We start from the raw sequence: 20,755 nt of genomic DNA on the forward strand, positions 1-20,755 counted from the left end.
TCGATAGTCCTGCCTGCAGCAATGCAACTTCTTGTGTGAGAAAAAAGGTTTAGGGCTAAACTGCGCCGCAGAGGGCTGCGGAACCCTCTATTCCCGCGTTTACAAGGAAAAACAATGATGGACCTGAAGAACTTGTCGCTTCCTGAGCTGAAGAAGCTCTCTGTCGCCGTTCAGAAGGAGCTGGACCGGAGGACACTTCAGTCGAAGAAGGCGCTGATCAAGCAAGTACAGCAGATGGCAGCTGAACATGGCTTGGATGCCGACGAGATGCTTGCTGAGGTCGGCTCGTCCGGCCGGGAAGGGTCGAGCGTGAAGTCAGGTGCCGGAAAAGCTGCTCCTGGGCGCAAGAAGAAGGCACCTGCCGTGAAGAAGGAGAAGTTGCCGCCGGTGTACTGGAATCCGGTGAACGCTCAGGAGGGCTGGAGTGGCCGCGGCCGCAAGCCGTCTTGGGTGATCACGTTCCTGGAGAACGGCGGCGATCTCGAGAGCCTGAAGAAGCGGCAGTAAGTTGGAGGCAAAAAAACGCCCGGGACAATGAGGTCTCGGGCGTTTTAGGGTCAGGATTCAAATGAAGCCTTGGTGGCGGAAAACCGCCTCCTTGACCACACTGCCATCGGGCAATGCCTTTTCGACGCTCACACGTTTAGAGAACGAGTAGCGCGGTTCGATGCCCTGCTGCCGCAGCGCATCCTCAAGCGCCGACATCATCCACGGCGCCCCCCCGATCATCGCTTCGAAAGCGAATCCGGGGTTTCCGTCATCGCGATCGTCCGGACTCGCAAGACTCGCAGCCAGTGCGGCAATACTTTCGCACCGCTGAAAAATCTCCTCTTTCGAGGGGAGCTCATTGACTGTCAGACAGCCGATGAGCATCGCCCGAGCTTCGGCGGGCAGATCGACAACTCCGGCTTGCTTCTGCTCCGGTGTCGCCATGTGCTGCGTTAAATTGAGCATCATGCAAATTCCTCCTCGAAATGCTCATACCTGTGCCAGGGTTCCGACTCAGGTTCTTCGGCCTTAAAAAGACATTCTGGATTGTGACCGCCGTAGCCGTCGACCCACGGGGTTTCACCTTGGGGTAGCCCGTCGATTTGGAAGCGCTCGTACCGGTTGACCCGGCCCATCTCTCGTGTTGGCGTAATGTGCCACATCGGCACCGTCGAGACGGAAAGCCATCCTGCCTTGATGAACTCGTAGAGATCTTCAGAGCGGACATCTGTCACCTCCACGCCCCTCCAAACCTTGATGGTCGGAATGAGGCCATTGAAGGTTTCTACCCGCCAGCCTCGGCGGAGAAAATGCCTGACGTTCCTCGGAGACACCAACTCCCTCACGACACCGCCGAGCGTGATCTCGGAGCAAAACCGCGGCTCCGTGACCTTCTTCAATACAAAGTGCCGCCCCGACAGCCAGTCCTCTGTGACAGAGTAACCACCAGCGATCAGCAGCGCCTCAAGGACGTGATGCTTGTCCCTGCCCGGCGTCAATTACCTTGGCCTGTCGACGTCAATTATCCTGGCCGGTGGAAGCGAGGCATGAGGGGTTCAGCCTTTCGGGTTTGAGGTTTGGGGTTTGCGTTGCTCAGAAGGGGCGAGCCCCTTCTGAGCAACGCGGCGACGGAAACTCTCCACGTTCATCTCGAAGATCGTGGCGTGATGCACCAGGCGATCGACGGCGGCCAGCGTCATGGCCGGTTCGGCAAAGACGTGATCCCAGCCGGAGAACGGCTGGTTGGCCGTGATGGCCAGGCTCTTGCGCTCGTAGCGTTCGGCGATGAGTTCGAACAGCACCGAAGTCTCGCCCTGATCGCGGCGGACATAGCTGAAGTCGTCGCAGATCAGCAGATCGAAACGATCGAGCTTGGCCAGTTCGGCCGGTAGCCGCAAATCCCGCCGGGCGGCTTGCAGCCGCTGCACCAGATCGCTCGTGCGGGTGAAGAGCACGCGGTATCCGCGTTCGACGAGCGCGTGGCCCAGGCTGGCAATCAGATGCGTCTTGCCCACGCCTGGCGGGCCGAACAGCAGGATGTTGGCACCTTGCTCGAGCCAGCTGTCGCCCTCGGCAAGCGCAGTGACGTGGGCTTTGGAGACCGTGGGCACGGCGGCGAAGTCGAACGCTGACAGCCGCTTGTCCGGCGGCAGGCCCGACTCGGCCCGATGGCGATCGATACGGCGCCGCTCGCGCTCATTCATTTCGTGCTCGCACAGTGCCGCCAGAAACCGCTCGGCAGGCCAGCCCTCGCGGTTGGACTGCTCGGCCAGGGCCGGCCACAGACGCTTGATGGTGGGCAAGCGCAGTTCGGTGAGCATCATCGGCAGCGTGACGGCCTCGACCGCGCTCATGCCGCCACCGCGAACAAGTCGTCGTAGGCCGACAGCGGCGGCAACGACACGGTGACCACCGGCATCGGTGTCTCGCGCGGTGCGAAGCGCTCCGCCAGCGCGTCCAGATCGGGTACGGCGTCCGCCTGCAGCACCTCGCCGAGCACCTGTGCCAGTTGCGCTTCACAGGCGCCGCGTGCGGCCAGATCGAGCAGACCGACCATGAGCTTGCACGCCTGGCGCTCGGGCAGTTTCTCGACGAGCCGCTCCCAGGTCTGCCGGTACTCGGTGCGGGGGAACATCTCGTCGCGCAGCGCCCAGCGGGCGAAGGCGCCGGGCTTGCGCTTGAGCGCGGGCAACAGGTGGCGGTAGTCGATCTGCTTGCCGCGTGGCTTGCCCGCCGGCACCGTCCCACGCACGCTCTCGAACACGGACACCCCGCCGAGCCAGCCCTCCAGGCGCTCCGGGTAGAGCCGGAACTGGAGCCGGTGGCCGATCAGGCGCGAGGGCACGCTGTAGAGCACGCGCCGTATGCTGACCGTACCGAACTTGGTCACGCGCGCCTCGATCTCCTCGTACTCGCTGGTGCGGCGAACCGGCAGCGCCTTGAGCTGGCTGCGCTCCTCGGTCAGCGGTGTCTGGATGCGTCGGTTCAGCCGTGCAACGACATCGGCGACGACGCGTTGGTAGTCGGCGACCGTGGCAAAGTCGCGATGCCCGCGCAGCAGCAATGCCTGATCGAGCGCGCCCTTGAGACTGCCCTGGCGCGATTCGATCGCGCCGTTCTCATGCGATTGCCCGAGATTGTTCCGCGTCGGACGCATGCCATAGTGCTGGCAAAGGTCTGCATAGCGGCGCGTGAGCGTTTCCGCTTCCGCCAAGTTATTGAAGGCGGCCGACAGGCTGTCGGTGCGGTGCTCCTCGGGCACGCCGCCCAAGGCCCACAGGGCGTTCTGCAGCCCCTGCGCCAGCGCGGCGAAGCTCTCGCCGCCGCACACGAGTTCGGCGTGGCGCCAGCCCGAGTAGGCGAGCGCGAACTGGTACAGGCGATGCTCGAAACGCTCACCGGCGATCGAGACGTTCAATTCGTTGCACACCGTGAAGTCGGACAGTGCCAGCCGCCCGGGCGGATTGGACTGGGCGAAGAAGACCTCCTTCTCCTGGCCATGCTCGGCCCGCCACATGCGAATCCGCCGCTGCAGCGTGCGCAACACGCCATCACCGAACACATCACCGTGCCGACGCTGCAACTCCTCGAGCAGCGTACGGCCCTGCAACCCCGGCTCGCGCGCGAGCAGCGGCAGCAACTCCTCCTCCCACACTCCCGCCAGCGGGTCGGCACGTGTCCTCCAGGTCCTCGGCCCACCCTGAGACGGCAACCCGTCTGCCTGCTCGATGCGTCGCGCCGAGCGCACGCTGATGCCCATCCGGGCCGCTGCGATCTGCTGCGTCGCCTGCCTTCTTGCTTCCGTGTATTTGCGCACTTGTTGGTCCGTGATCTTCCTGCCGGGCACTGAGCGCCTCCCAACGTCTGTCGTCAGAAGAGCACTCTATCCCTCGCTTCCGGACCTTCCCGGCTGCAGATCCAACCGGCCAAGATAGTTGTCGTCGACCGGCCAGGCTAATTGTCGCCGGCCATTGTCCCCATAGACCTGGTAAAACAGGTGGCCAGCCAACAGAGCGCGAGCGACAATAACCCCACGCTCGTCCGCAAGTGTTGCGATCACGACCCCAAGCAGGGAATAGAACTGGTGGCACAGAGCGCCTTTCCCCTGCATGCAAGAACGTACATCGTGGTAAGCGGCCTCAAAGGCCGAATAGTCACCGCTGACCGAGAATCTCAGCCCGGCGAGTTGCGCGAGGCTCTGGATTTCGGCATCGCTGCCGCTGAACACGCGCCTTGCTGCACGGCCCGGCCGCATGCCGCCGGCGACCAGGGACTCGAACTTCGCGATCTTCTCCTGCATGATTTCTCTCCTCTCTGAACTGTGGCACACGAGGGCGCCACGGCAGGCTGATGACAAGCTTGTGATCAGAGATGAGCTTTGCGGGGTGTGAAAAATGTGGGCATAAACGAGTTCATACTGAGCTTGAGGCATCTCCTTGCTGCAGACGCAGCCTGATGGTCAGGCGCGAAACCAAGGAGATGTGAAATGGATCAGTATCAGTTCTACCCCACCCCCGCCACGCTTGCTTCAAGGGCGTGGTCGCTCTTCAAGAGCAAGGAATGGGTGCGTGTTTTGGAGCCCAGTGCCGGAAACGGTGACCTGGCGCTGGCTTGCCCCGCATGGCGAGACGATTACAGGCGCCGTGTACCTGTCGATTGTTGTGAGATTGACCTGAGGCGGCACCCTACCCTTCGGGCCAAAGGCTTGAATGTGGTTGGGACGGACTTTTTGCAGTTTAAGAACGGGCATCTTTACGACGCAATCGTTCTCAATCCTCCGTTCCGGGATGGTGTGAAGCATGTGTTGCATGCATGGGAGATTACGTGGGACTGCGAGATCGTCGCAATCTTGAACGCCTCGTCGCTCAAAAACGCCTACAGCACCGAGCGGGATCATCTTCTCAGCCTGATCGAGAAGCATGGCAGCGTGGAGTTTCATACCGGGGCCTTTGCAACGGAGGAGGCCGAACGCAGGACAGAGGTCGAGGTTGCGCTCATCTACCTTCGTAAGAAGGCTCAGGTGGAGGAGATTGTCGGCGACATTCTCAGTGAGATGAAAACAGATGAAGAAACCGGCGAATCGCTTGCGGGTGGGTATGCCGAAGCGCAGTGTCTTGCTCTGCCCAACTCGGTGCTCGAGAACACGGTGGTAGCCTTCAATGCCGCTGTTCGAGCCATGAAGGACGCAGTACTGGCCGAGGCGCGCGCAGGCTATTACTCGGGCCTCATTGGGGAGACGATGGCGGTCAGAGACGGCGCTGAAGGCGGTAGCAAGCGCGACATCTCAACATCGTGGGTACAGGGCGAGATGGCCTCGCGTTACCTGGAGTTGAAGGATCGCGCCTGGGCATCGGTGCTTCGCAGCGTCGATGTGATGGATAGGCTTTCTTTCGGGGCACAGCGTCGGCTCGAAGCCAGCTTCGCTGAGATCAAGCAGATGGAGTTCTCAGTGTCCAATGTCCAGGGGTTCATCCTCGGCATCATCGACAGCCAGGATGAAATCGCGATCGGGATGTGTTGCGACGTGTTCGATCACATTATTCGATGGCATACGGAGGAGAACGGGACGCTTTATCGGGGTTGGGCATCGAACGACCGCCACCGGACGGCCGGCATGAGAATCAAGACGACACGTTTCATTTTGCCGGGATTCCAGCTCGAAGGGTGGCAGCGTCAGCTCGGATGGAACCAGATGAAGATGCTGCAGGATTTCGACAAGGTTTTCGCGATGCTTGACGGGGGTAAGCTCAAACCGGAAGTTGGTCTGTGCGACATCTTCACCACGGAGCTCGAGCAGATGCGGAGAGGGGCCCGGGTGTCATCGAGCTACTTCGATTGCAGGTGGTATCCGGGGATTGGGACCATCCATTTCTTCAGTAGGAGCGCTGCGCTGACGGATGCACTGAACCGCAAGGTCGGCCGCCACCGCCAGTGGTTGCCACCTGAAGGGACGCGAGTTTCCGAGGATTTCTGGAAGCAGTACGAGAAGTCGGAAAAGTTCGACAAGGAGATTCGCCAGGCGTTGAATACGAACCGCAAACGGTGGGAACGCACAGCAATCGACCGTCTGTTCAGTAGCGATGAAAAGGAGCGTGAGGCGGCACACGAGGCCGTGGCCGATGTGATTGACCAGGTCCTTGCGCGGCACGGAATCAGCACTGATTTCTTGCTGGAAGATTCTCAACAGATGCCGCTCCTGGCGGCTTGACCAACACAACCCCGTAGCGCACCGTACTCAATGGTGCCTATGGGGTTTTCTTTTGAGGAGAAGCGTTTTGAGGATCGGCTTGGTGGCGTGCTGCGCGAAGAAGGGAGCGGAGCCATGTGCCGCAAAGGATCTCTACTTGTCCCCGCTCTTCAAGAAGTCTCGGGACTGGGTCGAGCGTCACTGCGATCGGTGGCTCATCCTGTCCGCGGAACATGGTGTTCTCGCGCCAGAGACGGTCATCGCACCTTACGACCGAACTCTGAACCAGATGAGCGCGAATGATCGGCGGGTGTGGGGTGATCTAGTACGGCAGCAGCTTGAATCGGTGGCCGGAAGCCGCTTCGTGGCCCTCGCCGGCGTGAGGTATTGCGAGCCGCTGGTCGCTCTCGATCTGGAGCGGCCGATGGCCGGCCTGGGCATTGGCCAGCAGCTCGCATGGCTATCGCACGCCAGAAAAGCAACGACGTTTTGAACGGTTAGCCGTTTACGCCAGCGATGGTCCGAATATTAGCGCCGGAGGCCATAGCGAGCGCCGCGACCTTGTCTATTGGCTTGTGCGCCTCGAAGTAGGCAACTGCTGCGACCAGAATGTTGCGATTCTGAATGACGGGATCAGGTGTGCCAATGTGCCCGTTGTATAGCTGCATGACCAGCTCAATGTCGTCGTCGCATGGGCGTAGCTGTTCGACGAAGGCAAGCACATCGGGCTCGGCGACATCTTTGAGGTGACCGTCGCGGATCAGGACGAGCAGCCTCAGGGCGCATTCGTTGGCATCCACCACCCCGGCACGGGCCAGCGCAACCTGAAGGCGGATGGCGCGGAACAGATCCAAATTGATCCCTGCACCCCCGAACATCGCCCCATCCCCCGCTAACAACCAGTCGGCGCTGATCCCGAACGTTTGCTTTATACCGAGGAGAAATTCGCCACCCGGCCTCTTTACGCCACGCACGACGTCGCTGACGAACCTCGGCGACGCACCAAGCTGTCGAGCGAATTCTGATTGGCTGATGGCGAGATGCTTGATCACGAGCGAAAGGCGCCTGCCAAGGCCATCAAAGCGTTCCTGAATCGTCATCAATCATTTTTCCGACTTAGCCATTGGAACGAAGAGATCAAGGTCTGGTTCGTTATCAACGGCCTCCAGCTCCGGGCGTGCGACGGCAGCCAGCATCCAGGCAGCCTTTCTGAACAGGATTTCGGCCGACGCACGATATCGCCTCGCTTCCTCTGTCGCGATGGTCTTTGAGCATCCGATCGGTGGGCGTGACTCGTAGCGCTGTGCGGTTGCCAGCGCATGATTAGCCTGAAACTCGAGGCAGCTTGCGCGCATTGCAGCCGTCTGGGTATACCAAACGTTGGTGACACTGACGACCTCCCCGCTATCGAGCATGCGGTACTCCAGAAAACCTGACTTTGAGGCATTTGCAGTCAGCAGCTCGTGTGGGCGGGATTTGTCGAAACTCTGCACGAAGGCAGGGCGTTGGTAGGGCGACATGTGTTCCTCCTGAAGTTTGCCGCGCAACAGCCGAATTCAGCGGCTCTTTCGCCACTCCCACGGGGGAACAGGGTTCGCATCGCGCCAAAGCCCACGTTTTGCGAGGCGTGCCTGCTGCTCAAGCCCGAATAGCGGCGAGTTCGCCGAGGCGTATTGGGTATAGACCCAAGCCAGCCCACTCTCGACCATTTTTGCGTTTGCATTGACGCCATCGCACGTCACGACGCCGACGTTGCGTCCATACCGGTCCTTGGTGTGAACGGTGATCTCCGCAAGTTTCCTGTAGCACAACCTACTGAGCGCATGCTTGGCTTGGTTCCCGAAGGCCTGGCCACTCGACTCTGGCGCATCAATTTCCGCAAGCCGTACGCGATACTCTCTTTTGCTCGAATCAAGAACCGACAGCGTGTCGCCGTCAGCCACACCTACGACGGTGCCGGTGATCTGCGGATTGCCGGCCGCGAATGTGTTCAGGGAAAAGCATGCAAGCAGAATCAATGTATAGCGATCGAACATGAACTCTCCCACCGCTAAACGCCTTGCGTTGTTGTAGCGGGGGTTTCGCGGGTCATAGACTTTGACTTGCGCGACCTTACGGTCGGCAGCGGTTTGGGTCTCGCCGCCACGCCCGTTCCAGGCGTGTGCGCATCGATGAGGACCACCGACGCACTGTTTTGATCGCGGGGTGCCGTATGCCCACAATGCGGGCAGACATGCACTCGCTGGGCGAGCGTCTTGGGCACGGTGGCCCAGCACTTCGCACAGCGTTGCGAGGGTTTGAGTTGGCGTGTATTCGCCAGGTGCAGCCTCGTGCCAGCTTCCGCCGCTTTGTACGAGAGCATCTGATGCGCCATACCGAAGGCTGCCGAGAGGATTTCCCGGTTGAGCCCGGCCTTCTGCCGCACGCGCCGGCCCGGTGCTTCCACCGTTCCCCGCGCACTGCGGCTCATGTTCTTTGGGGCCAGTTCTTCTGTAGCGATCACCGCGCACGTTTGAACGAGCTTCGTGGTTTCCTGATGCACAAACTCTCGACGCAGGTTGGCAATCCGCTCATGCAGGCGAGCCGCCTGCCAGGAGATGCGCTTGTAGCGCAGCGAGCCTTTACGCTTTCTCGCCCGCTCCCTTTGCAGCGTAGCCAGTTTCGGCAACTCCTCCCGCACCCATCGTGGGTTCGCAATTGCCTTGCCGTTGTCGAAGGTTGCCCAGTCGGAGATGCCGAAATCGATGCCGCGATGTTGGGCATCGCTACGCTCACGAGCACAGGCCGTTTCCTGCACGCGCAAGGTCACGGAGGCGAACCATTCGCCGTTCTTTCGAGTGATCGTCAGATCGTTGGGCTTTGCCTCACTACCGAATCGATGTTGACCGCGCAAGCGAATGGACATCGCATCCTTGCCGCTGCCCAGGCGTAGCGTTCCACCGCGTTTGCCGCACTGCATGAGTTTCCAGCCCGCAGGATCGGGATAGCAAAAGCCCGAGAACCGTGCCGACGACTTGAACCGAGGGAATCCCGGTGTCTGTCCAGCCTTGACGCGGCGAAAGAACGCGGCAAAGGCCAGATCGAGTCGGCGCAGGGTTTGCTGCAGGGCGTGACTACCGAGTTCGACCAGTTCCGGCCGTGCTGCCTTGATTTCGGGTAGGACATTCTGCTGGTCGTAATAGGAGATCGACTTGCCGCACTTTCGGTATGCCTCGATGCGCTCTTGCAGCGCCGCGTTGTACAGCTCGCAGTGCAAGCGCACCCAGCAGGTGAGCCGTTCGGCCTGCCGTGCGTTGGGGTATAGCTTGAAGGTGACTTTGCGGCGTTCCATGCGGATATACTACAAGAATTCTATTAAGGCGCAACCATGAAAAACGCCAACAAATCGAGTTCGCACGCAGTTTTTAACCTTAAGCTACATATTATTTTCGTGACGAAATATCGGCGTAAAACGCTGACGCCGGAACTGCTTGATTACCTCAAGGAAGCGTTCGCTGATTGCCTCTCCGCTTGGCGCTGCAAGCTGGTGGAGTTTGGCGGTGATCACGTCCATTTGCTGGCCGACATCCATCCAGCACTGGACATCTCAATCCTCATCAACAACCTCAAGACAGCGAGTGCCCGGCGTGCCCGCAACCGTTTTGCCGATCACCTCGCAGCGTTCTACAAGAAACCTTTGTTCTGGCACCGGGCCTACTTCGTTGGCAGTGTCGGCGGGGCAACTCTGGAAACCGTCCGGGCCTACGTCGACGCACAGGGCACCGAAGAACATGCGCGACAATCCGAAGCCAAGCGCAAGGCCAAACCGTCCGCTTGACCCCCTCCTGGCGTCGTGCTCGCGCACTGAGGAGCCAACGCCTCCGTGCGCCTAGCAGGGGGAATGCGCGGACAGGCGTTCATGGGCTTTGAAGCGGATAGCGGGCATTCGCCTAGCAGAGCCAAGCCATGGAGCGCGGTTATGTCAGTCGATCACTTCAAGAAACAGGCGAAGAACGCAAAACACCATTTGCCAGAGATCTTCGCGCAACACCCACCCCCCTACTCCTTGACGGAGTGCCAAGAGTTCATTGCAAAGATAAACGGTTATCCTTCCTGGCACATCGCCGCGAAGGAAGCCGGACGAAAAAGCGCTTCGCCGAGCGACGATCCGATAGCAGCTTTCTCAGCGGGTGGTGAAAGGTCAGGTTGGAACGGTGGTCGAGGAGTTGGACGCCGACCATGTTCTCGTCGAATTCGCTGACGTGAACGGAGTCGCCTATGGCATCGCGCCGATGCCTGTAGGCCAACTGATGGAACTCAAACACGCCCCCGCTGAACAGGCGGCGTAAGCGTGCATTCTCGGCCCGCCCTCCTTCTGGAGTGGCGGGCTTTTTACGTTCTCGACCCCGGCTTTCGTAACGCCCGGTGTTTCCGAGGATTCGAGCTTCCCTGCGGCTGTACGCCGTTGTACTATTGGCAGGCGAGCCCAATGTCATGTGCTCGTAACGCACACCAGTTCCCACTGCGTTACGAGGACCACCGACATGACCAAGCGAGCCGCCGTACTTCTCCCCTCCCAGCTTCGCCACCTTCTTCGCGTCACCGAGACCACCAGCCGCCATCCTGAGCGCGACGTGCTTATCCTCTGGCTTGGTTTCTCCTGTGGTCTGCGTGTGACCGAAACCGCCCGCCTGACCGTAGCCGACGTGCTGCTGCCCTCTGGCCGCCTGAAGGCCGAAATCAGCCTGCGAGCCGAAATCACCAAGGGCTGCCGGCAGCGCCTCGCTTGCCTGGCGCATCCGAAGCTCGTCGCCGCGCTGGAGCGCTACATCGAGTGGCGCAAAGCCAAGCGGTTCGCCTGCACATTCAACGATCGCCAGTATCGCGGGCTGAACCCGGCCAGTCGGCTGATTCTGACGTGGAAGGGTGGTCCCTATGCGCTCGACCTGAAGCGCACCACGAACACCGCAGGCGAGCCGGTCGAATATTGGGCAGCGGATAGCTTGCAGGCATACATCAAGGGGCTATACCGAGCGGCAGGGCTGCATCTGGCATCCAGTCATAGCGGGCGGCGCACCTTTGCCTCGCGCCTGCTTGCCGTTGGCGAGTCGCTGGAGACCGTGCAGGCCCTGCTCGGGCATGCCGACCTAGACCATGTGATGCCCTACCTGGAGGTCAATGAGGACACCTTGCGCGAGATGTTCGAGGTAGTGGTATGATGATACATCAGTGATACAAGCGAAACTCTGACGATGGAAATTGCAGTGATGTACGGGGAGGACGCGCAGGCGCTCAGAAAGCGCTGTGGCCTCACTCAGGAACAGCTCGGCAGGCTCTGGAACAAGAGCCGGGTGCAGATTGGGCGCTACGAGAAGGCCCGCCAAGTCGTCGAGCCCCAGGTGGCGTCGGCGTACCGGGGGTTGGCTGCCGAGCTTGCGCCACGTAAAGCAACATAGGTGTTGCATTGACGTGTCGCCGGTGGTATATTTGAATCATTGGTGCTTCATTCGAAGCGCAACAAAGGAAAAGTTATGGCTACGCTGCTTGAGTGCTTGAAGTCCTTGCCGCCGGACATGGTGATGCGGGACTTGTCTGCGGTGCGGAACGAAGTGGCCCTGGTATCTGAGCACATTGCCCGCCTTGGTCGTGATGAGGAGGGCTACGAGGTCCGCGAAGAGCGCCGGAACTATGGTAAGGACAAGTTCAAGGTTATAGGGCTCATTGGCGGATGGACCATCTATCGTCAGGTCTGAACGCAGAGGAAAAGATGATGAACTACGTCAACGTACAACCGACTGCTGAAGCCATTGAGAAAATGGCGGAGAACTTGCGTTCTGCGGCGGCGCAACTTGACGCGATTGCTGAGCGCACGCGACAGAAAGGCAACTTCGAATTGGTGGGTGATGCCGCGAGCTGTGTTGCAAACTTGATGCCGAATCTTCGCCTCGACCTCCTGGTGGTTCGTCCGCTGCGTGAGTTTGGCGCCAGTTGAACTGGAAAAGAACCTTGAACATCATCAACGCGACCCCGCCCGCCGACTTCCCGAACCAGGTCATCATCCTGGACAAGGAGCTTGGCCGGCGACACCCGAACAAAGCGTTCTACCTGCGCGTGCAGACCGAGGACGGCGTGGAACACGTGGATCTGGCCGGCGCGGTTACGCCGGTCGAGGCTCGGAGCATGGCACGCGAGAAGGGTTACGCGCCGACGCACTGGATGATGGTCGGTGACGCCGGGCCGATGATGTTCTGACCAAGGAAAAGGGAACCGTATGAAACCCGCTCAAGACGCCAATACCGACCAGCTGCTCGCGGCACTGAAACCGTTTGCGGAGATTGGCGCGTGGCTTTTCGCCAGAAACCTTCCAGATGAAACGCCTGTGGTTGAAATCAACGGTCTTAATGGCGCCGCTGGCTGCTTGACCCGTGGCGACTTCAAGGCCGCATTCAATGCGATGCGTGCCCTTGAGAACATGCAAGAGGCGGAAAGCGCACCCCGTGGGGAGGCATCAGTAGCGCTGGAGGGGTCAGGGCAAGGGTATTACCTTCTGACCCCGAAGAATGGAGGCAAGTCCTATACCTCCACCACGGCTCCCGACTCGTGGGAGCTGCGCGAGTGTGATATTCAGTGGGTGCCTGAGCAACCTGGAGCACAGGAGGCCGCCAATAGGCGGAAATAGTATGTGTCCGACTATTGCGAAACGTGACGTTCCTACAGCTTGGATGGACCGGTTTCGGGAAGCGCTGGCCAAGATGTGCGGGGCGACGCCGCCGGAGGACCTCTGCCAAGAATGGCTCGCCGGCGTGTCGATGGACCACGTTGACCGACTGCAGGAGTGGGTTGTCAATCAACCGGGCACTCCGGCATGGGCGCAAGGCATTGTGACAATCGAGGCGGCGATGATGTGGGCGGATGTGCCAACAGAAGGCGTGCCGCACGAATATCGAGACTGAACACCAAGGAAAAGAATGTGAAACGCGCCCCGATTGTCAATCCTGTTCTTGCCAAACTCATGGCTAACGAGCGAGACCCCGTTGAAGCGCTTGCTGGCGACCAAGTATCCGCGAAGGGCATTTGGGCGGTTGGGCTGGCGCAAACGGACCTCTTAAGGCATGGCCGGGTGGTGAAGTTGGCCTGCGGTCACTACACGCTCACAAAGGCGACCCACCGGTCTGGTTGTCCTCGCTGCGGCGAAATGATCCGGGCCGGCTACGACCACGATGCCTTTCGCCGGCAGGGAGCGCCAGATGAATTCTCGTGGCCGGACGATCCATTTCGTGCGGTCCATGAGCCGCCAAAAGCCGAGTTCCAACGGCGCTCGGTAATTTGAAACGGAAGCGGAAATCCGACATGAAAGCTCTCATTAACCTGCCGACCTGTGAAGCTGGGCGGGCTCCATCAAGTCAGTCTCAAACTGAACGCAACGGGAAAGGCCATGAGCAAGACCTTTACGGACACTGAGCGGCTTGACTGGCTCCTCTGTCACACCGATGCCGAATTCCACCCGGACAATTCGGGATGCAGCAGCGTCGTTTTCTGGTTGGGAGCGAGCACTGCGCCCTTAGGCAGGCCTGGTAAGCATATTGCTAAAGGAGAGTCTCAGCGGGGCTGCATCGACAGCGCCCTTGAAGGTCGCGTTGAGCGTCTTGATTGCTGACCGAAACGGAAAAGACCATGAAGGCATCCAGCATTGAAATTGGTGGCATCTACCACGACAGCAAGCTCGGCGTGCGCGAGGTGGTAGCGATGGAGGGCGCTCCGGGGTGTAGCGACACGAGGATCACCTACCGGATCTTGGCGGCCAAGTCCGAACAGGAATACAGCCATGCCGAAAAGGCGATGGTGTCGCTGATCGGAAGCACCAGCAAATGTGATCTTGCAAGCTTGGCGGCCTGGGCCAAAGTCAAAGTACCCCATGGCGAAAAGGACGTGCTACTGGCTTCGCTCGCAGCGGCTAAATTGCGCTTGCCTCCCGGTGAGGCAGCATTCATGGCGTCTGTCGCCAGGGAGTTCGACGATGAATTTCCGATCAAGGCCGGTACGAGCGTGTCCTTCAATTTCAACGAAACACGCCAAGCGCGCGGCATCGAGAAAAAAGGTTTGGCAACGGTCGCTATGGCCCGTCCCGGCGCCGGCGGCGAGATCACTCTGACCGAACTGGGTGCTGCATGGCTTCGTGCGAACCGTGCCGCCGCAGCGCCGACAAGCTAACCACGGAAAAGATGACGATGGCTACTCGACTGGACCAAGCATTGACGCTGCTCGGCTACCAGGATGCCAAGCAGTTGCACTACCGCAGCAACCTCGTGCACGCGATTCATCTATTCGCCGGGGTTCAGGGTGACGCTAAGCTGGAAGCCGAGTGCGAGGCTGAAATCGCGCGCATCCGCGCCGCTGTTGAGCAAGCGCGTAGCACATAGGAAGAGAACATGGACTTGAAAGCCGCGATACCATTTCTAATCGCTGTAGCGGTGTTCGCGGGACTTGCCCTCGTGCGCATGCTTGTTGTCGTGCTGATTGAGCGCCAGGCAATCCGCGCTTTCCGCGAATGCCTTGAGGCCGCCCGTGCAGCTGGCGTGGAAGATGCTTTCATGGCGCGTTTCAACTCCACTGCGAGCTACGGTGATTCCCTGGACAAAATCATCCGGGGTTGGGGTGCGGCAAGGATTCGGCGCATGTACGAGGAGGCCATTGCAAAGCCGACATGACAATTGCCAACGTGGCCGATATCTAACTGGATAGGAAAAGTCGCCATGCCGAACCTGAACATTGTCATCTGCCCCGGCTGCGGTAGCGAGCTCTCGGTGGACAACCGCGGCTGTCCGGACTGCGGCTATGAGAACAACGAAGATGGCCGGTTGCTGACCCTAGCCGAACTGCTGGAGCGACCCAGCTACCCTACCCTTGGCGCGATGCGCCTCAACGATGTCTGCCCGGCGTTTATCAAGGCCGTCATGGCGGCGGCCCAAGCGGTCTGACCGGGGGAAGGGAGCCGCGATGGCGATTGCTGACGAGACTCACATGCTTGATGACGGCACGGACGCTGAGCCGGAGTACCGGCTGCTGACGCCCGGCGACCTTATCCAGGCGGGAGACGAGTTCCTTCAGGCCGACGCTGTCACCTGGCTCGAGGGGGCACCGATATCGGTTGGCATGCGCTACATGCGCGTAATGCTCCCCGGGCGCCGTCGTGTACCGTCCAACTAGCGACATCGGCACCATCTAGGAAAAGGCATGGCGACGAAGCTGACGCAAGCGCAAATGCGCGTACTGAAGTGGATCGGCAAGGGCTGGGAAGCACAGCCCGGCGCTGGCAGCTCACTAGTGGTCAATGGGCAGCGCATCTGCAACACCGACACCATGATGGCGTTGTACCGTCAGGGGCTTGCAGCACAAGACGATAAGCGCTGCTGGCACGCCACCGAAAGCGGCAAGACGATTGCCCGCGAACTCGGGCTCTAGGAGAAGGCCGCCATGAAAATGAGAGAACATGTCGTCTTGCCGCTAGAGTCTGCATTACGCCTGCGAGATGCTGCGATCCGGTACGGAATATTGAAGGCGGGACAGTGGGTGTCGCTGGCAATCGCGGTAGCTGCGGCAATCGTGGGAACTGCGGCGATGCAGTTTGAGTGGCCGGCAGTCTTGTGGGGTGCCACGGCCGCGTGCCTCATCGGATTCGGCGGAGCTTACTGGGTATCGCGCCAACTGGAATATCCTCACTTTCCTCGTGTAGCAGAAGAGGAGTTGGAGGAAATGAGAGAGATCGGCATTCCGGCCGCCGTTGTAAAGCGTACAGAGTGCAGCGTACTCGTCGGGTCGCTTGCCGAGCTGGATGCGATGAAGATGTCCGGCGAGATCATTGCGCGTCTGCGCAGAAGGTCAGCAAAATAGGAAAAGTCAGCATGACCGACCGAGCTAAGACCCACGCTGAAAAGGGGAGCAAATTATGGACCTGAAGACAGCAACGCCCGAAGAACTCACGGCACGCCAGAAACTTCTCGAGAGCGAGATTGAGGCGAACGAAGAGGAGAACCGCATGTTTCAGGAGGAACTCGACAAGATTTACGCAGAGCAGGACAAACGGCGCGGATAACGACGGAAAAGAGCGCCATGGGGAAGCTAAGTTCTGCGCAAGCCAAGATCCTTGCCGCGATCAATGCCGGCGGCCGGTTGGCGCTTGAAGCCAGGGCGGGCCGCTACATTCGGACTCACGCGGACGGTAAGGTTTGCCCGGTCGATCAGCAGCCGATCCTCCTGATGATCCGCAGCGGCCTTTTGCAGCAAACCCTGACCGGCGAATGCAGCCCTTCCGATGGCCACTGATACTCCCCTCCAGACAAGGCCCGCTCGCCAGATCCCGGAGCGGGAGATCGCCATTCAGCTTGTCATTGAACTGGCGGAATCCGGCCTTCAATCCTTCTCACTTCTCGGGTTCTATGATGACGATGCCGGCTTCGTGGATGACCTATCGAAGCGCCTCAGGGTAACGGAGGACAAGACCTGGACGAACAAGCTGACGAAGGTGGTTCGCCGACTGGCGCGGTATGGCGTCCTGGATGCCGAAATGCGGGGCACCCAGAAATATTACATCGGTGAGCCTACCAAGCAGATGAACTACTCGCTGCCGCCCGGCAAGGTCAATCTGCTGACCCGAGGGATGACCGACCATACCGGCACTCCGGAATGGGAAGCCGCGTTTCTCCTGCGTCGGGCGTACCCGGCACCCGAAGAACAATCTGAGGAAGCATAGGCAATATGACCGGACAAGAATTTGAGCTGGCCATCAAGGCGGCCGGGTATAACCAGGCCCGATTTGCCAAGGTGATGGGCGTCCACCGGCAAACCATCGGCTCCCTCTGCCAGTCAGGGGAAGTGGCTCGGTATTGGGCGTATGCCCTGGCGGGCCTGGTGGCGTCCAAGTCGGCTCGGACCGTCGCCAGCATTGTCGAGGAATTCGACCTAATCGATGCAGAATAGGCGAAAAAGTCGACAGGCAACTGTTGTATAGGTCGTCATGTTCGACTAGAATAACCACATCAGGTCGAGAACGCCGACATAGCAGGAGAACGCTCATGGCAGGTCTAGGTAGAGTGCAGGTGGCGGAAGTGCCGGAATGGACGTACGCACGCTCCAAGCCCAGCAAGTACACCTTCTTCGCAGCGCTGGCGCTCGCCGGCCTGGAAGATCGCCACATTCGCCTGAATGCGGCGACTCAGCGCGCCTTACTCGGCGCTCCGGTGTTCGGCCGGCGCGTCCTTCGCGTGGACAGCAAGACCGGGATGGTCCAGGTGATGTCCTCCACTTGCTTCGGCACCGACATCAATTCGGGCGACTACCCGCCCTCCATCGTGCAGTTTGCCGCCGACCAGAAGAAGGCTTGCAACCCCGGCTTCTGGGGTGACGTGTATGTGCCGGCTGAGTTGCTGCAGTCATAGCGGAAACATACCAAGGAAATGTGAACATGCCAAAACTCTTCGGATTCTCTGCACTGCAACTGCTGGGCACACTCTTGGTAGCCGGTGCAGTAATGCACTTTGTCGGGGCATTTGCTGCCTTTCTGATTGTTGCCCTGATTTCCGCCGCTATCCACTTCCGGGCCATCAAGGCGCAACGCCCGGAGGCCGCTTGGGAAATTACAGAACAAGGCACGCGGGAACTTTGGAACGACGGCCCCAGGGCGCCGACTCGCCGAGAGATTAAGCCGTAATACTGACCAGGAAAAGGACGGCATGGACATCGACGCCATCATCAGGGCCGCCAAGCTGGGCCGCGAGCGCAAAGACGCCCAGGTGGAAACCTGCACCGTGTTCGCAGCGGCGCTCTACGACGTGCTCTCCGCTCAAGGTATTCAATGCGAAATGGTGACCGTCGTGCCGAAGGGTCTCGAGGCATGGGCGCATGCCCTGGTGGCAGTCGCCGGCCGGTACTACGACTCAATGGGCGAGTTTTCTGCTGACATTTACCGAACCCGCGCCAAGATTCATCCGAAAGTGCGGTTCGAGCTTGATTACCGGGCCGACGCCCGCTGCGAATGCTACGAGCCCGAGTTTGACGAGCTGCACGCTTTCTTCGTCAACGTGCTAACCAAGACCCTACACGAGCCGGCTGCTGCAGTGGCAGCCTAAACACCACGGGGAAGAAGATGCGCCGAAACCATGACGATGCAATGCCCTGGGAGCGAGTGATTCCGCCTCTCTGGTGGCCCGCGGCTGGAATGTATAGGCACCTCGAATAACCCGAGGTTTTGCATGAATTCCGCCGCGAGATGACGCACGCAACTGAACTCTGTTCATTTTCTTCAGCGAACCGCCATTTTGCTAGGCGGTGTCGCTCCGTTTTCTCTTCGAATCGCCCTGGAAACCGGCGATTCGACCCATTTCGGGCGTCAAAAAGCCTCGATTCCGGCCTTCTGGAAGTACACCAGCCGCTTCAGGTTGTAGCAGGCGGCCATCATCGTCATCGTAAAGTTCGCTCGCGCCTGGCCGATCGTGCGAACCATCTTGCCACCCATCTGATCGATGGCCGCGAACACGTGCTCGACCCGGGCGCGCGTCTTGGCGATACGGTGATTACGCCCTTGCTGACACTCAGACAGCGGCTTGTTGCGCGTACCCTTTCTCTGAATCTGGTTCCGGTAACCCTTGTCCTTCAACCAGTCTTCACGCCCCTTGGACGTGTAGCCCCGGTCCGCATAGACGTCTCGGCTCGTGTTCAGGGTGTAGAACACGCTCTCGAAGTGCTGGCTGTCGTGGATGCTGGCCGTACCCGTCTCGATCTTGCGGATGACCTTGTACTTCTTGTCGACGTTGATCGAGAGCTTGTAGCCGAAGTGACTCTTGCCGTGCTTCTTGGTCCAGGTGGCATCGGTGTCTTTCTGGCGCCGTTTGGCCGGTTTCCAGTCGGCCGGCATCGCCCCTTCCTTGACGAGCTTGTTCTCTTCACGGCTGTTGCGTTGCTTGGGCGCGGGCACCAGCGTGGCGTCGATGATCTGACCACCGCGGGCGATGAAACCGCGCTTGAGCAGTTGGGCCGACACGCCGTCGAACAAGACCTTCGCGCCGGCTTCACCGATGCGATTCTCGAACGTCCACACCGTCGTTCGATCCGGAATATTGATCGCGCTGGCCAACCCGCAGAAGCGCTTGTAGCTCATCCGGTCAAGCAACTGATACTCCATCTGTTCGTCCGACAGGTTGTACAGCCGCTTCAACACCAGAATGCGTACCATCGTCTCGGTCGGATACGGCGGACGACCGCCTTGCGGACTCACCGGACGCGGCGCCACCCGATCCACTTCCGCCGCCAACGCCCCGAAGTCGATGTACGACTCGATTTCGGCCAGTGGATCTCCGAGCGTGTCGATCTTCTTGCGGTGATGCTCGTCGGCGAACAGGTCGGTCTTGATGGCGGTGCGTTTCTTCGTGGCTGGCGGCAGAGAACGAAATCAGGACAATCCAATTTTACCAATCACAGAGGTGCCGAGGTTTTTCGAGGCGCCCTTAAGATCCAGCTCGGCAAGCTCTGGCTCAATGGGCACCTCGGCAAAGAACGGCAGGGTTCCCATCAGATCACCTAAAGTCCGGGGATCGTGTCGAGCCAAACATGCAAAAGGCTCGGCCTCGGTGCAGCGCCCCGATTCGGCCAGGCGCAACAGGACCCTGCCCAGCACATCGTTGTCGCCAGCTGCGCTGCACGACCGAAGAACATCGTCAACGATCGTGCTATGCGTGACGACAAAACGCTTACAGCTTCTACACGGCTCACCTTGCTCCGCCCTAAGGGCTGCTTCGGTGTCCTCAGAGAGGTGCATTCCTGACATTACTGATTTAGTACTCATCGACTTCTTCCCTCCTTGGGATGTGGTTGGACGGCACTCAGCAATGCGATTCGGGCGGTGAGAAAAGAGACGGATAAGTCCAAAAAAAACCCGGCATAGCCGGGTCCGCTGGGCGATAAAGGCGCTTTATTGCAATCACATTTCCATTTCCAAGAAACCACGCAAACGGACCAAAGCGTCACCTGTTGCGATGTTGAAGACAGGAATGTCGTGTCGTGACGCAAGCGCAATCGCTTGACCGGTGCCTCCAGTTAGTTGGGTGCGACCCTGCTCATCCTCGACGCCATCCGGCGTCCAGCACAAAACGAAGTCGACGGGGCTGGCAAGGTCCGTTCCCAAAATTTGATAGCAATTTCGTGCCATGAGTCTCCGGGCGGGGCTGCTCAGCCGCTCCCATCGAGGATGCAGGCTTGCCGCGAGGGCGAGCGCCTTGTTGCAAACGGTCTGAAACTCCGATTGCCGTCCGTTGAAGCCAGGCCAGGGCAAGTAGAGCTCCTTGCGGCAGCAGCCCTCTTCAAAGGCCGTGTCCGCGCCGTTGGCGCCGCCACTGCGCAGGGTGTAGCCCAAAAGCTCAAGACGAGTCGCGCAGCGCCGCATGAGGTCAAGAACAGGTTCCGGGGTGGCACGTGAGCCCACGCCGGCGTACAGCATCGATTTCATGAGGGCATCCTCCTGGTTAGATCAGCGAGGAGGAAAGGCTGCGAATGAACTGCGAAAATTGACATCCTCCCCGGCCTCTTGACGGGGCTTCTCAGGCAATCTGG

Annotated in this window: 39 protein-coding genes; 27 read left to right on the top strand and 12 right to left on the bottom strand. The window is 59.8% G+C overall.

The features are described from left to right. The first annotated feature begins 114 nt into the window (after nucleotides 1-114). Nucleotides 115-507 (top strand): H-NS histone family protein, encoded by a 393-nt coding sequence (locus EBN1_RS21130; RefSeq protein WP_011254791.1) that lies wholly within the window; start codon nucleotides 115-117, stop codon nucleotides 505-507. Nucleotides 508-564: 57 nt separating this feature from the next. Here the strand turns inward: EBN1_RS21130 and EBN1_RS21135 are convergent, their stop codons facing one another. From EBN1_RS21135 to EBN1_RS21155, 5 genes are read right to left on the bottom strand one after another with little or no spacing between them, the layout of a single operon-like run. Beyond that, nucleotides 565-957: a hypothetical protein gene (locus EBN1_RS21135; protein WP_041647919.1), complete on the bottom strand. Its 393-nt coding sequence runs from the start codon at nucleotides 955-957 to the stop codon at nucleotides 565-567. Further along, entirely contained in the window at nucleotides 954-1,487 is a 534-nt protein-coding gene (locus EBN1_RS21140; protein WP_041647823.1) for a hypothetical protein, read from the bottom strand. Before EBN1_RS21140 ends, EBN1_RS21135 begins: the two co-directional genes overlap by 4 nt. A 57-nt stretch (nucleotides 1,488-1,544) precedes the next feature. Continuing rightward, complete coding sequence (gene istB, locus EBN1_RS21145) at nucleotides 1,545-2,342, bottom strand: IS21-like element ISAZo16 family helper ATPase IstB (RefSeq protein WP_011254727.1); 798 nt, start codon at nucleotides 2,340-2,342, stop codon at nucleotides 1,545-1,547. Beyond that, the gene (istA, locus tag EBN1_RS21150) at nucleotides 2,339-3,835 is read right to left on the bottom strand and encodes an IS21 family transposase (protein ID WP_011254726.1); all 1,497 of its coding nucleotides are present in this window, start codon (nucleotides 3,833-3,835) and stop codon (nucleotides 2,339-2,341) included. Before istA ends, istB begins: the two co-directional genes overlap by 4 nt. Before the next feature lie 36 nt (nucleotides 3,836-3,871). Then, a complete protein-coding gene (locus EBN1_RS21155; RefSeq protein WP_041647825.1) occupies nucleotides 3,872-4,288 on the bottom strand; it encodes a hypothetical protein in 417 nt (138 codons plus the stop codon). Between the two features lie 186 nt (nucleotides 4,289-4,474). Here EBN1_RS21155 and EBN1_RS21160 point away from each other — a divergent pair, with 186 nt between their 5' ends. Both EBN1_RS21160 and EBN1_RS21165 read left to right on the top strand, forming a co-directional pair. Continuing rightward, a complete protein-coding gene (locus EBN1_RS21160) occupies nucleotides 4,475-6,196 on the top strand; it encodes a DUF4942 domain-containing protein (protein ID WP_011254786.1) in 1,722 nt (573 codons plus the stop codon). Nucleotides 6,197-6,278: 82 nt separating this feature from the next. Beyond that, nucleotides 6,279-6,668, top strand: a complete 390-nt coding sequence (locus EBN1_RS21165; RefSeq protein WP_338390414.1) for a DUF6884 domain-containing protein — start codon at nucleotides 6,279-6,281, stop codon at nucleotides 6,666-6,668. A 4-nt stretch (nucleotides 6,669-6,672) separates the two neighbouring features. On the opposite strand, the gene EBN1_RS21170 is transcribed toward EBN1_RS21165, so the two are convergent. The 4 genes from EBN1_RS21170 to EBN1_RS21185 are packed head-to-tail and all read right to left on the bottom strand — an operon-like array spanning nucleotide 6,673 to nucleotide 9,506. Beyond that, entirely contained in the window at nucleotides 6,673-7,275 is a 603-nt protein-coding gene (locus tag EBN1_RS21170; protein ID WP_157866773.1) for a helix-turn-helix domain-containing protein, read from the bottom strand. Nucleotides 7,276-7,278: 3 nt separating this feature from the next. Then, on the bottom strand, nucleotides 7,279-7,695 hold the full coding sequence (locus EBN1_RS21175) for a hypothetical protein (RefSeq protein ID WP_011254783.1): 417 nt from the start codon (nucleotides 7,693-7,695) through the stop codon (nucleotides 7,279-7,281). A 36-nt stretch (nucleotides 7,696-7,731) separates the two neighbouring features. Next, nucleotides 7,732-8,211 carry a thermonuclease family protein gene (locus EBN1_RS21180; RefSeq protein ID WP_011254782.1) on the bottom strand — a complete coding sequence of 160 codons (480 nt, stop codon included), beginning with the start codon at nucleotides 8,209-8,211 and terminating at the stop codon, nucleotides 7,732-7,734. Between the two features lie 14 nt (nucleotides 8,212-8,225). Then, nucleotides 8,226-9,506 carry an RNA-guided endonuclease InsQ/TnpB family protein gene (locus EBN1_RS21185; RefSeq protein ID WP_011254781.1) on the bottom strand — a complete coding sequence of 427 codons (1,281 nt, stop codon included), beginning with the start codon at nucleotides 9,504-9,506 and terminating at the stop codon, nucleotides 8,226-8,228. 36 nt (nucleotides 9,507-9,542) lie between these two features. Here EBN1_RS21185 and tnpA point away from each other — a divergent pair, with 36 nt between their 5' ends. The 24 genes from tnpA (at nucleotide 9,543) to EBN1_RS21305 (ending at nucleotide 18,279) form a co-directional block, all read left to right on the top strand. Continuing rightward, nucleotides 9,543-9,992 carry an IS200/IS605 family transposase gene (gene tnpA / locus EBN1_RS21190; protein ID WP_011254780.1) on the top strand — a complete coding sequence of 150 codons (450 nt, stop codon included), beginning with the start codon at nucleotides 9,543-9,545 and terminating at the stop codon, nucleotides 9,990-9,992. 352 nt (nucleotides 9,993-10,344) lie between these two features. Next, nucleotides 10,345-10,503: a DUF4926 domain-containing protein gene (locus tag EBN1_RS21195; RefSeq protein ID WP_085938689.1), complete on the top strand. Its 159-nt coding sequence runs from the start codon at nucleotides 10,345-10,347 to the stop codon at nucleotides 10,501-10,503. A 195-nt stretch (nucleotides 10,504-10,698) separates the two neighbouring features. Further along, nucleotides 10,699-11,373, top strand: coding sequence for a tyrosine-type recombinase/integrase (locus EBN1_RS21200; protein ID WP_011254777.1), 675 nt, complete (start codon nucleotides 10,699-10,701; stop codon nucleotides 11,371-11,373). A 33-nt stretch (nucleotides 11,374-11,406) separates the two neighbouring features. After that, nucleotides 11,407-11,610, top strand: coding sequence for a helix-turn-helix domain-containing protein (locus tag EBN1_RS21205; RefSeq protein WP_041647827.1), 204 nt, complete (start codon nucleotides 11,407-11,409; stop codon nucleotides 11,608-11,610). A 75-nt stretch (nucleotides 11,611-11,685) separates the two neighbouring features. Further along, entirely contained in the window at nucleotides 11,686-11,907 is a 222-nt protein-coding gene (locus EBN1_RS21210) for a hypothetical protein (protein WP_011254776.1), read from the top strand. Between the two features lie 17 nt (nucleotides 11,908-11,924). Beyond that, the gene (locus tag EBN1_RS21215; protein WP_041647828.1) at nucleotides 11,925-12,146 is read left to right on the top strand and encodes a hypothetical protein; all 222 of its coding nucleotides are present in this window, start codon (nucleotides 11,925-11,927) and stop codon (nucleotides 12,144-12,146) included. A 14-nt stretch (nucleotides 12,147-12,160) separates the two neighbouring features. Then, on the top strand, nucleotides 12,161-12,406 hold the full coding sequence (locus EBN1_RS21220; protein WP_041647830.1) for a hypothetical protein: 246 nt from the start codon (nucleotides 12,161-12,163) through the stop codon (nucleotides 12,404-12,406). A 19-nt stretch (nucleotides 12,407-12,425) separates the two neighbouring features. After that, nucleotides 12,426-12,833 (top strand): hypothetical protein, encoded by a 408-nt coding sequence (locus tag EBN1_RS21225; RefSeq protein ID WP_011254773.1) that lies wholly within the window; start codon nucleotides 12,426-12,428, stop codon nucleotides 12,831-12,833. Nucleotides 12,834-12,876: 43 nt separating this feature from the next. Beyond that, nucleotides 12,877-13,107, top strand: a complete 231-nt coding sequence (locus EBN1_RS21230; protein WP_157866774.1) for a hypothetical protein — start codon at nucleotides 12,877-12,879, stop codon at nucleotides 13,105-13,107. A gap of 17 nt (nucleotides 13,108-13,124) precedes the next feature. After that, entirely contained in the window at nucleotides 13,125-13,484 is a 360-nt protein-coding gene (locus EBN1_RS21235; RefSeq protein ID WP_011254771.1) for a hypothetical protein, read from the top strand. Between the two features lie 320 nt (nucleotides 13,485-13,804). Next, on the top strand, nucleotides 13,805-14,365 hold the full coding sequence (locus tag EBN1_RS21240) for a hypothetical protein (RefSeq protein ID WP_011254769.1): 561 nt from the start codon (nucleotides 13,805-13,807) through the stop codon (nucleotides 14,363-14,365). 17 nt (nucleotides 14,366-14,382) lie between these two features. Continuing rightward, a complete protein-coding gene (locus EBN1_RS21245; RefSeq protein ID WP_041647833.1) occupies nucleotides 14,383-14,574 on the top strand; it encodes a hypothetical protein in 192 nt (63 codons plus the stop codon). A 9-nt stretch (nucleotides 14,575-14,583) separates the two neighbouring features. Beyond that, nucleotides 14,584-14,862, top strand: a complete 279-nt coding sequence (locus EBN1_RS21250) for a hypothetical protein (protein ID WP_011254767.1) — start codon at nucleotides 14,584-14,586, stop codon at nucleotides 14,860-14,862. A 45-nt stretch (nucleotides 14,863-14,907) separates the two neighbouring features. Next, entirely contained in the window at nucleotides 14,908-15,132 is a 225-nt protein-coding gene (locus EBN1_RS21255; RefSeq protein ID WP_011254766.1) for a zinc ribbon domain-containing protein, read from the top strand. 19 nt (nucleotides 15,133-15,151) lie between these two features. Further along, on the top strand, nucleotides 15,152-15,361 hold the full coding sequence (locus EBN1_RS21260; RefSeq protein ID WP_011254765.1) for a hypothetical protein: 210 nt from the start codon (nucleotides 15,152-15,154) through the stop codon (nucleotides 15,359-15,361). 27 nt (nucleotides 15,362-15,388) lie between these two features. After that, the gene (locus EBN1_RS21265; protein WP_011254764.1) at nucleotides 15,389-15,616 is read left to right on the top strand and encodes a hypothetical protein; all 228 of its coding nucleotides are present in this window, start codon (nucleotides 15,389-15,391) and stop codon (nucleotides 15,614-15,616) included. 12 nt (nucleotides 15,617-15,628) lie between these two features. Next, a complete protein-coding gene (locus tag EBN1_RS21270; protein ID WP_011254763.1) occupies nucleotides 15,629-16,045 on the top strand; it encodes a hypothetical protein in 417 nt (138 codons plus the stop codon). A 55-nt stretch (nucleotides 16,046-16,100) separates the two neighbouring features. Then, complete coding sequence (locus EBN1_RS21275) at nucleotides 16,101-16,247, top strand: hypothetical protein (RefSeq protein WP_011254762.1); 147 nt, start codon at nucleotides 16,101-16,103, stop codon at nucleotides 16,245-16,247. A 17-nt stretch (nucleotides 16,248-16,264) separates the two neighbouring features. Continuing rightward, nucleotides 16,265-16,477 carry a hypothetical protein gene (locus EBN1_RS21280; protein ID WP_011254761.1) on the top strand — a complete coding sequence of 71 codons (213 nt, stop codon included), beginning with the start codon at nucleotides 16,265-16,267 and terminating at the stop codon, nucleotides 16,475-16,477. Further along, on the top strand, nucleotides 16,467-16,904 hold the full coding sequence (locus EBN1_RS21285; RefSeq protein ID WP_011254760.1) for a hypothetical protein: 438 nt from the start codon (nucleotides 16,467-16,469) through the stop codon (nucleotides 16,902-16,904). Before EBN1_RS21280 ends, EBN1_RS21285 begins: the two co-directional genes overlap by 11 nt. Nucleotides 16,905-16,909: 5 nt before the next feature. Further along, on the top strand, nucleotides 16,910-17,131 hold the full coding sequence (locus EBN1_RS21290) for a hypothetical protein (protein ID WP_041647835.1): 222 nt from the start codon (nucleotides 16,910-16,912) through the stop codon (nucleotides 17,129-17,131). A gap of 95 nt (nucleotides 17,132-17,226) precedes the next feature. Further along, the gene (locus tag EBN1_RS21295) at nucleotides 17,227-17,589 is read left to right on the top strand and encodes a hypothetical protein (RefSeq protein WP_011254759.1); all 363 of its coding nucleotides are present in this window, start codon (nucleotides 17,227-17,229) and stop codon (nucleotides 17,587-17,589) included. A 26-nt stretch (nucleotides 17,590-17,615) separates the two neighbouring features. Continuing rightward, complete coding sequence (locus tag EBN1_RS21300; protein WP_011254758.1) at nucleotides 17,616-17,861, top strand: hypothetical protein; 246 nt, start codon at nucleotides 17,616-17,618, stop codon at nucleotides 17,859-17,861. Nucleotides 17,862-17,883: 22 nt separating this feature from the next. Beyond that, a complete protein-coding gene (locus EBN1_RS21305; protein WP_011254757.1) occupies nucleotides 17,884-18,279 on the top strand; it encodes a hypothetical protein in 396 nt (131 codons plus the stop codon). Between the two features lie 260 nt (nucleotides 18,280-18,539). Here the strand turns inward: EBN1_RS21305 and EBN1_RS21310 are convergent, their stop codons facing one another. From EBN1_RS21310 to EBN1_RS21320, 3 genes are all read right to left on the bottom strand, one after another. Beyond that, on the bottom strand, nucleotides 18,540-19,589 hold the full coding sequence (locus tag EBN1_RS21310; protein WP_041647837.1) for an IS5 family transposase: 1,050 nt from the start codon (nucleotides 19,587-19,589) through the stop codon (nucleotides 18,540-18,542). Between the two features lie 9 nt (nucleotides 19,590-19,598). After that, nucleotides 19,599-19,991 (bottom strand): hypothetical protein, encoded by a 393-nt coding sequence (locus EBN1_RS21315; RefSeq protein ID WP_011254755.1) that lies wholly within the window; start codon nucleotides 19,989-19,991, stop codon nucleotides 19,599-19,601. A gap of 135 nt (nucleotides 19,992-20,126) precedes the next feature. Further along, a complete protein-coding gene (locus EBN1_RS21320) occupies nucleotides 20,127-20,651 on the bottom strand; it encodes a hypothetical protein (RefSeq protein ID WP_011254754.1) in 525 nt (174 codons plus the stop codon). Nucleotides 20,652-20,755 lie beyond the last annotated feature (104 nt).

The sequence above is a fragment of the Aromatoleum aromaticum EbN1 genome, assembly GCF_000025965.1.
GTDB lineage: Bacteria > Pseudomonadota > Gammaproteobacteria > Burkholderiales > Rhodocyclaceae > Aromatoleum > Aromatoleum aromaticum.

Coding starts and splice junctions, on each gene's coding strand:
- EBN1_RS21130 (WP_011254791.1), top strand. CDS start 115: ATGATGGACCTGAAGAACTTGTCGCTTCCTGAGCTGAAGAAGCTCTCT.
- EBN1_RS21135 (WP_041647919.1), bottom strand. CDS start 957: ATGATGCTCAATTTAACGCAGCACATGGCGACACCGGAGCAGAAGCAA.
- istB (WP_011254727.1), bottom strand. CDS start 2,342: ATGAGCGCGGTCGAGGCCGTCACGCTGCCGATGATGCTCACCGAACTG.
- EBN1_RS21155 (WP_041647825.1), bottom strand. CDS start 4,288: ATGCAGGAGAAGATCGCGAAGTTCGAGTCCCTGGTCGCCGGCGGCATG.
- EBN1_RS21160 (WP_011254786.1), top strand. CDS start 4,475: ATGGATCAGTATCAGTTCTACCCCACCCCCGCCACGCTTGCTTCAAGG.
- EBN1_RS21170 (WP_157866773.1), bottom strand. CDS start 7,275: ATGACGATTCAGGAACGCTTTGATGGCCTTGGCAGGCGCCTTTCGCTC.
- EBN1_RS21175 (WP_011254783.1), bottom strand. CDS start 7,695: ATGTCGCCCTACCAACGCCCTGCCTTCGTGCAGAGTTTCGACAAATCC.
- EBN1_RS21180 (WP_011254782.1), bottom strand. CDS start 8,211: ATGTTCGATCGCTATACATTGATTCTGCTTGCATGCTTTTCCCTGAAC.
- EBN1_RS21185 (WP_011254781.1), bottom strand. CDS start 9,506: ATGGAACGCCGCAAAGTCACCTTCAAGCTATACCCCAACGCACGGCAG.
- tnpA (WP_011254780.1), top strand. CDS start 9,543: ATGAAAAACGCCAACAAATCGAGTTCGCACGCAGTTTTTAACCTTAAG.
- EBN1_RS21200 (WP_011254777.1), top strand. CDS start 10,699: ATGACCAAGCGAGCCGCCGTACTTCTCCCCTCCCAGCTTCGCCACCTT.
- EBN1_RS21205 (WP_041647827.1), top strand. CDS start 11,407: ATGGAAATTGCAGTGATGTACGGGGAGGACGCGCAGGCGCTCAGAAAG.
- EBN1_RS21210 (WP_011254776.1), top strand. CDS start 11,686: ATGGCTACGCTGCTTGAGTGCTTGAAGTCCTTGCCGCCGGACATGGTG.
- EBN1_RS21215 (WP_041647828.1), top strand. CDS start 11,925: ATGAACTACGTCAACGTACAACCGACTGCTGAAGCCATTGAGAAAATG.
- EBN1_RS21225 (WP_011254773.1), top strand. CDS start 12,426: ATGAAACCCGCTCAAGACGCCAATACCGACCAGCTGCTCGCGGCACTG.
- EBN1_RS21230 (WP_157866774.1), top strand. CDS start 12,877: ATGGACCGGTTTCGGGAAGCGCTGGCCAAGATGTGCGGGGCGACGCCG.
- EBN1_RS21245 (WP_041647833.1), top strand. CDS start 14,383: ATGGCTACTCGACTGGACCAAGCATTGACGCTGCTCGGCTACCAGGAT.
- EBN1_RS21250 (WP_011254767.1), top strand. CDS start 14,584: ATGGACTTGAAAGCCGCGATACCATTTCTAATCGCTGTAGCGGTGTTC.
- EBN1_RS21255 (WP_011254766.1), top strand. CDS start 14,908: ATGCCGAACCTGAACATTGTCATCTGCCCCGGCTGCGGTAGCGAGCTC.
- EBN1_RS21260 (WP_011254765.1), top strand. CDS start 15,152: ATGGCGATTGCTGACGAGACTCACATGCTTGATGACGGCACGGACGCT.
- EBN1_RS21265 (WP_011254764.1), top strand. CDS start 15,389: ATGGCGACGAAGCTGACGCAAGCGCAAATGCGCGTACTGAAGTGGATC.
- EBN1_RS21270 (WP_011254763.1), top strand. CDS start 15,629: ATGAAAATGAGAGAACATGTCGTCTTGCCGCTAGAGTCTGCATTACGC.
- EBN1_RS21275 (WP_011254762.1), top strand. CDS start 16,101: ATGGACCTGAAGACAGCAACGCCCGAAGAACTCACGGCACGCCAGAAA.
- EBN1_RS21280 (WP_011254761.1), top strand. CDS start 16,265: ATGGGGAAGCTAAGTTCTGCGCAAGCCAAGATCCTTGCCGCGATCAAT.
- EBN1_RS21285 (WP_011254760.1), top strand. CDS start 16,467: ATGGCCACTGATACTCCCCTCCAGACAAGGCCCGCTCGCCAGATCCCG.
- EBN1_RS21290 (WP_041647835.1), top strand. CDS start 16,910: ATGACCGGACAAGAATTTGAGCTGGCCATCAAGGCGGCCGGGTATAAC.
- EBN1_RS21295 (WP_011254759.1), top strand. CDS start 17,227: ATGGCAGGTCTAGGTAGAGTGCAGGTGGCGGAAGTGCCGGAATGGACG.
- EBN1_RS21300 (WP_011254758.1), top strand. CDS start 17,616: ATGCCAAAACTCTTCGGATTCTCTGCACTGCAACTGCTGGGCACACTC.
- EBN1_RS21305 (WP_011254757.1), top strand. CDS start 17,884: ATGGACATCGACGCCATCATCAGGGCCGCCAAGCTGGGCCGCGAGCGC.
- EBN1_RS21315 (WP_011254755.1), bottom strand. CDS start 19,991: ATGAGTACTAAATCAGTAATGTCAGGAATGCACCTCTCTGAGGACACC.
- EBN1_RS21320 (WP_011254754.1), bottom strand. CDS start 20,651: ATGAAATCGATGCTGTACGCCGGCGTGGGCTCACGTGCCACCCCGGAA.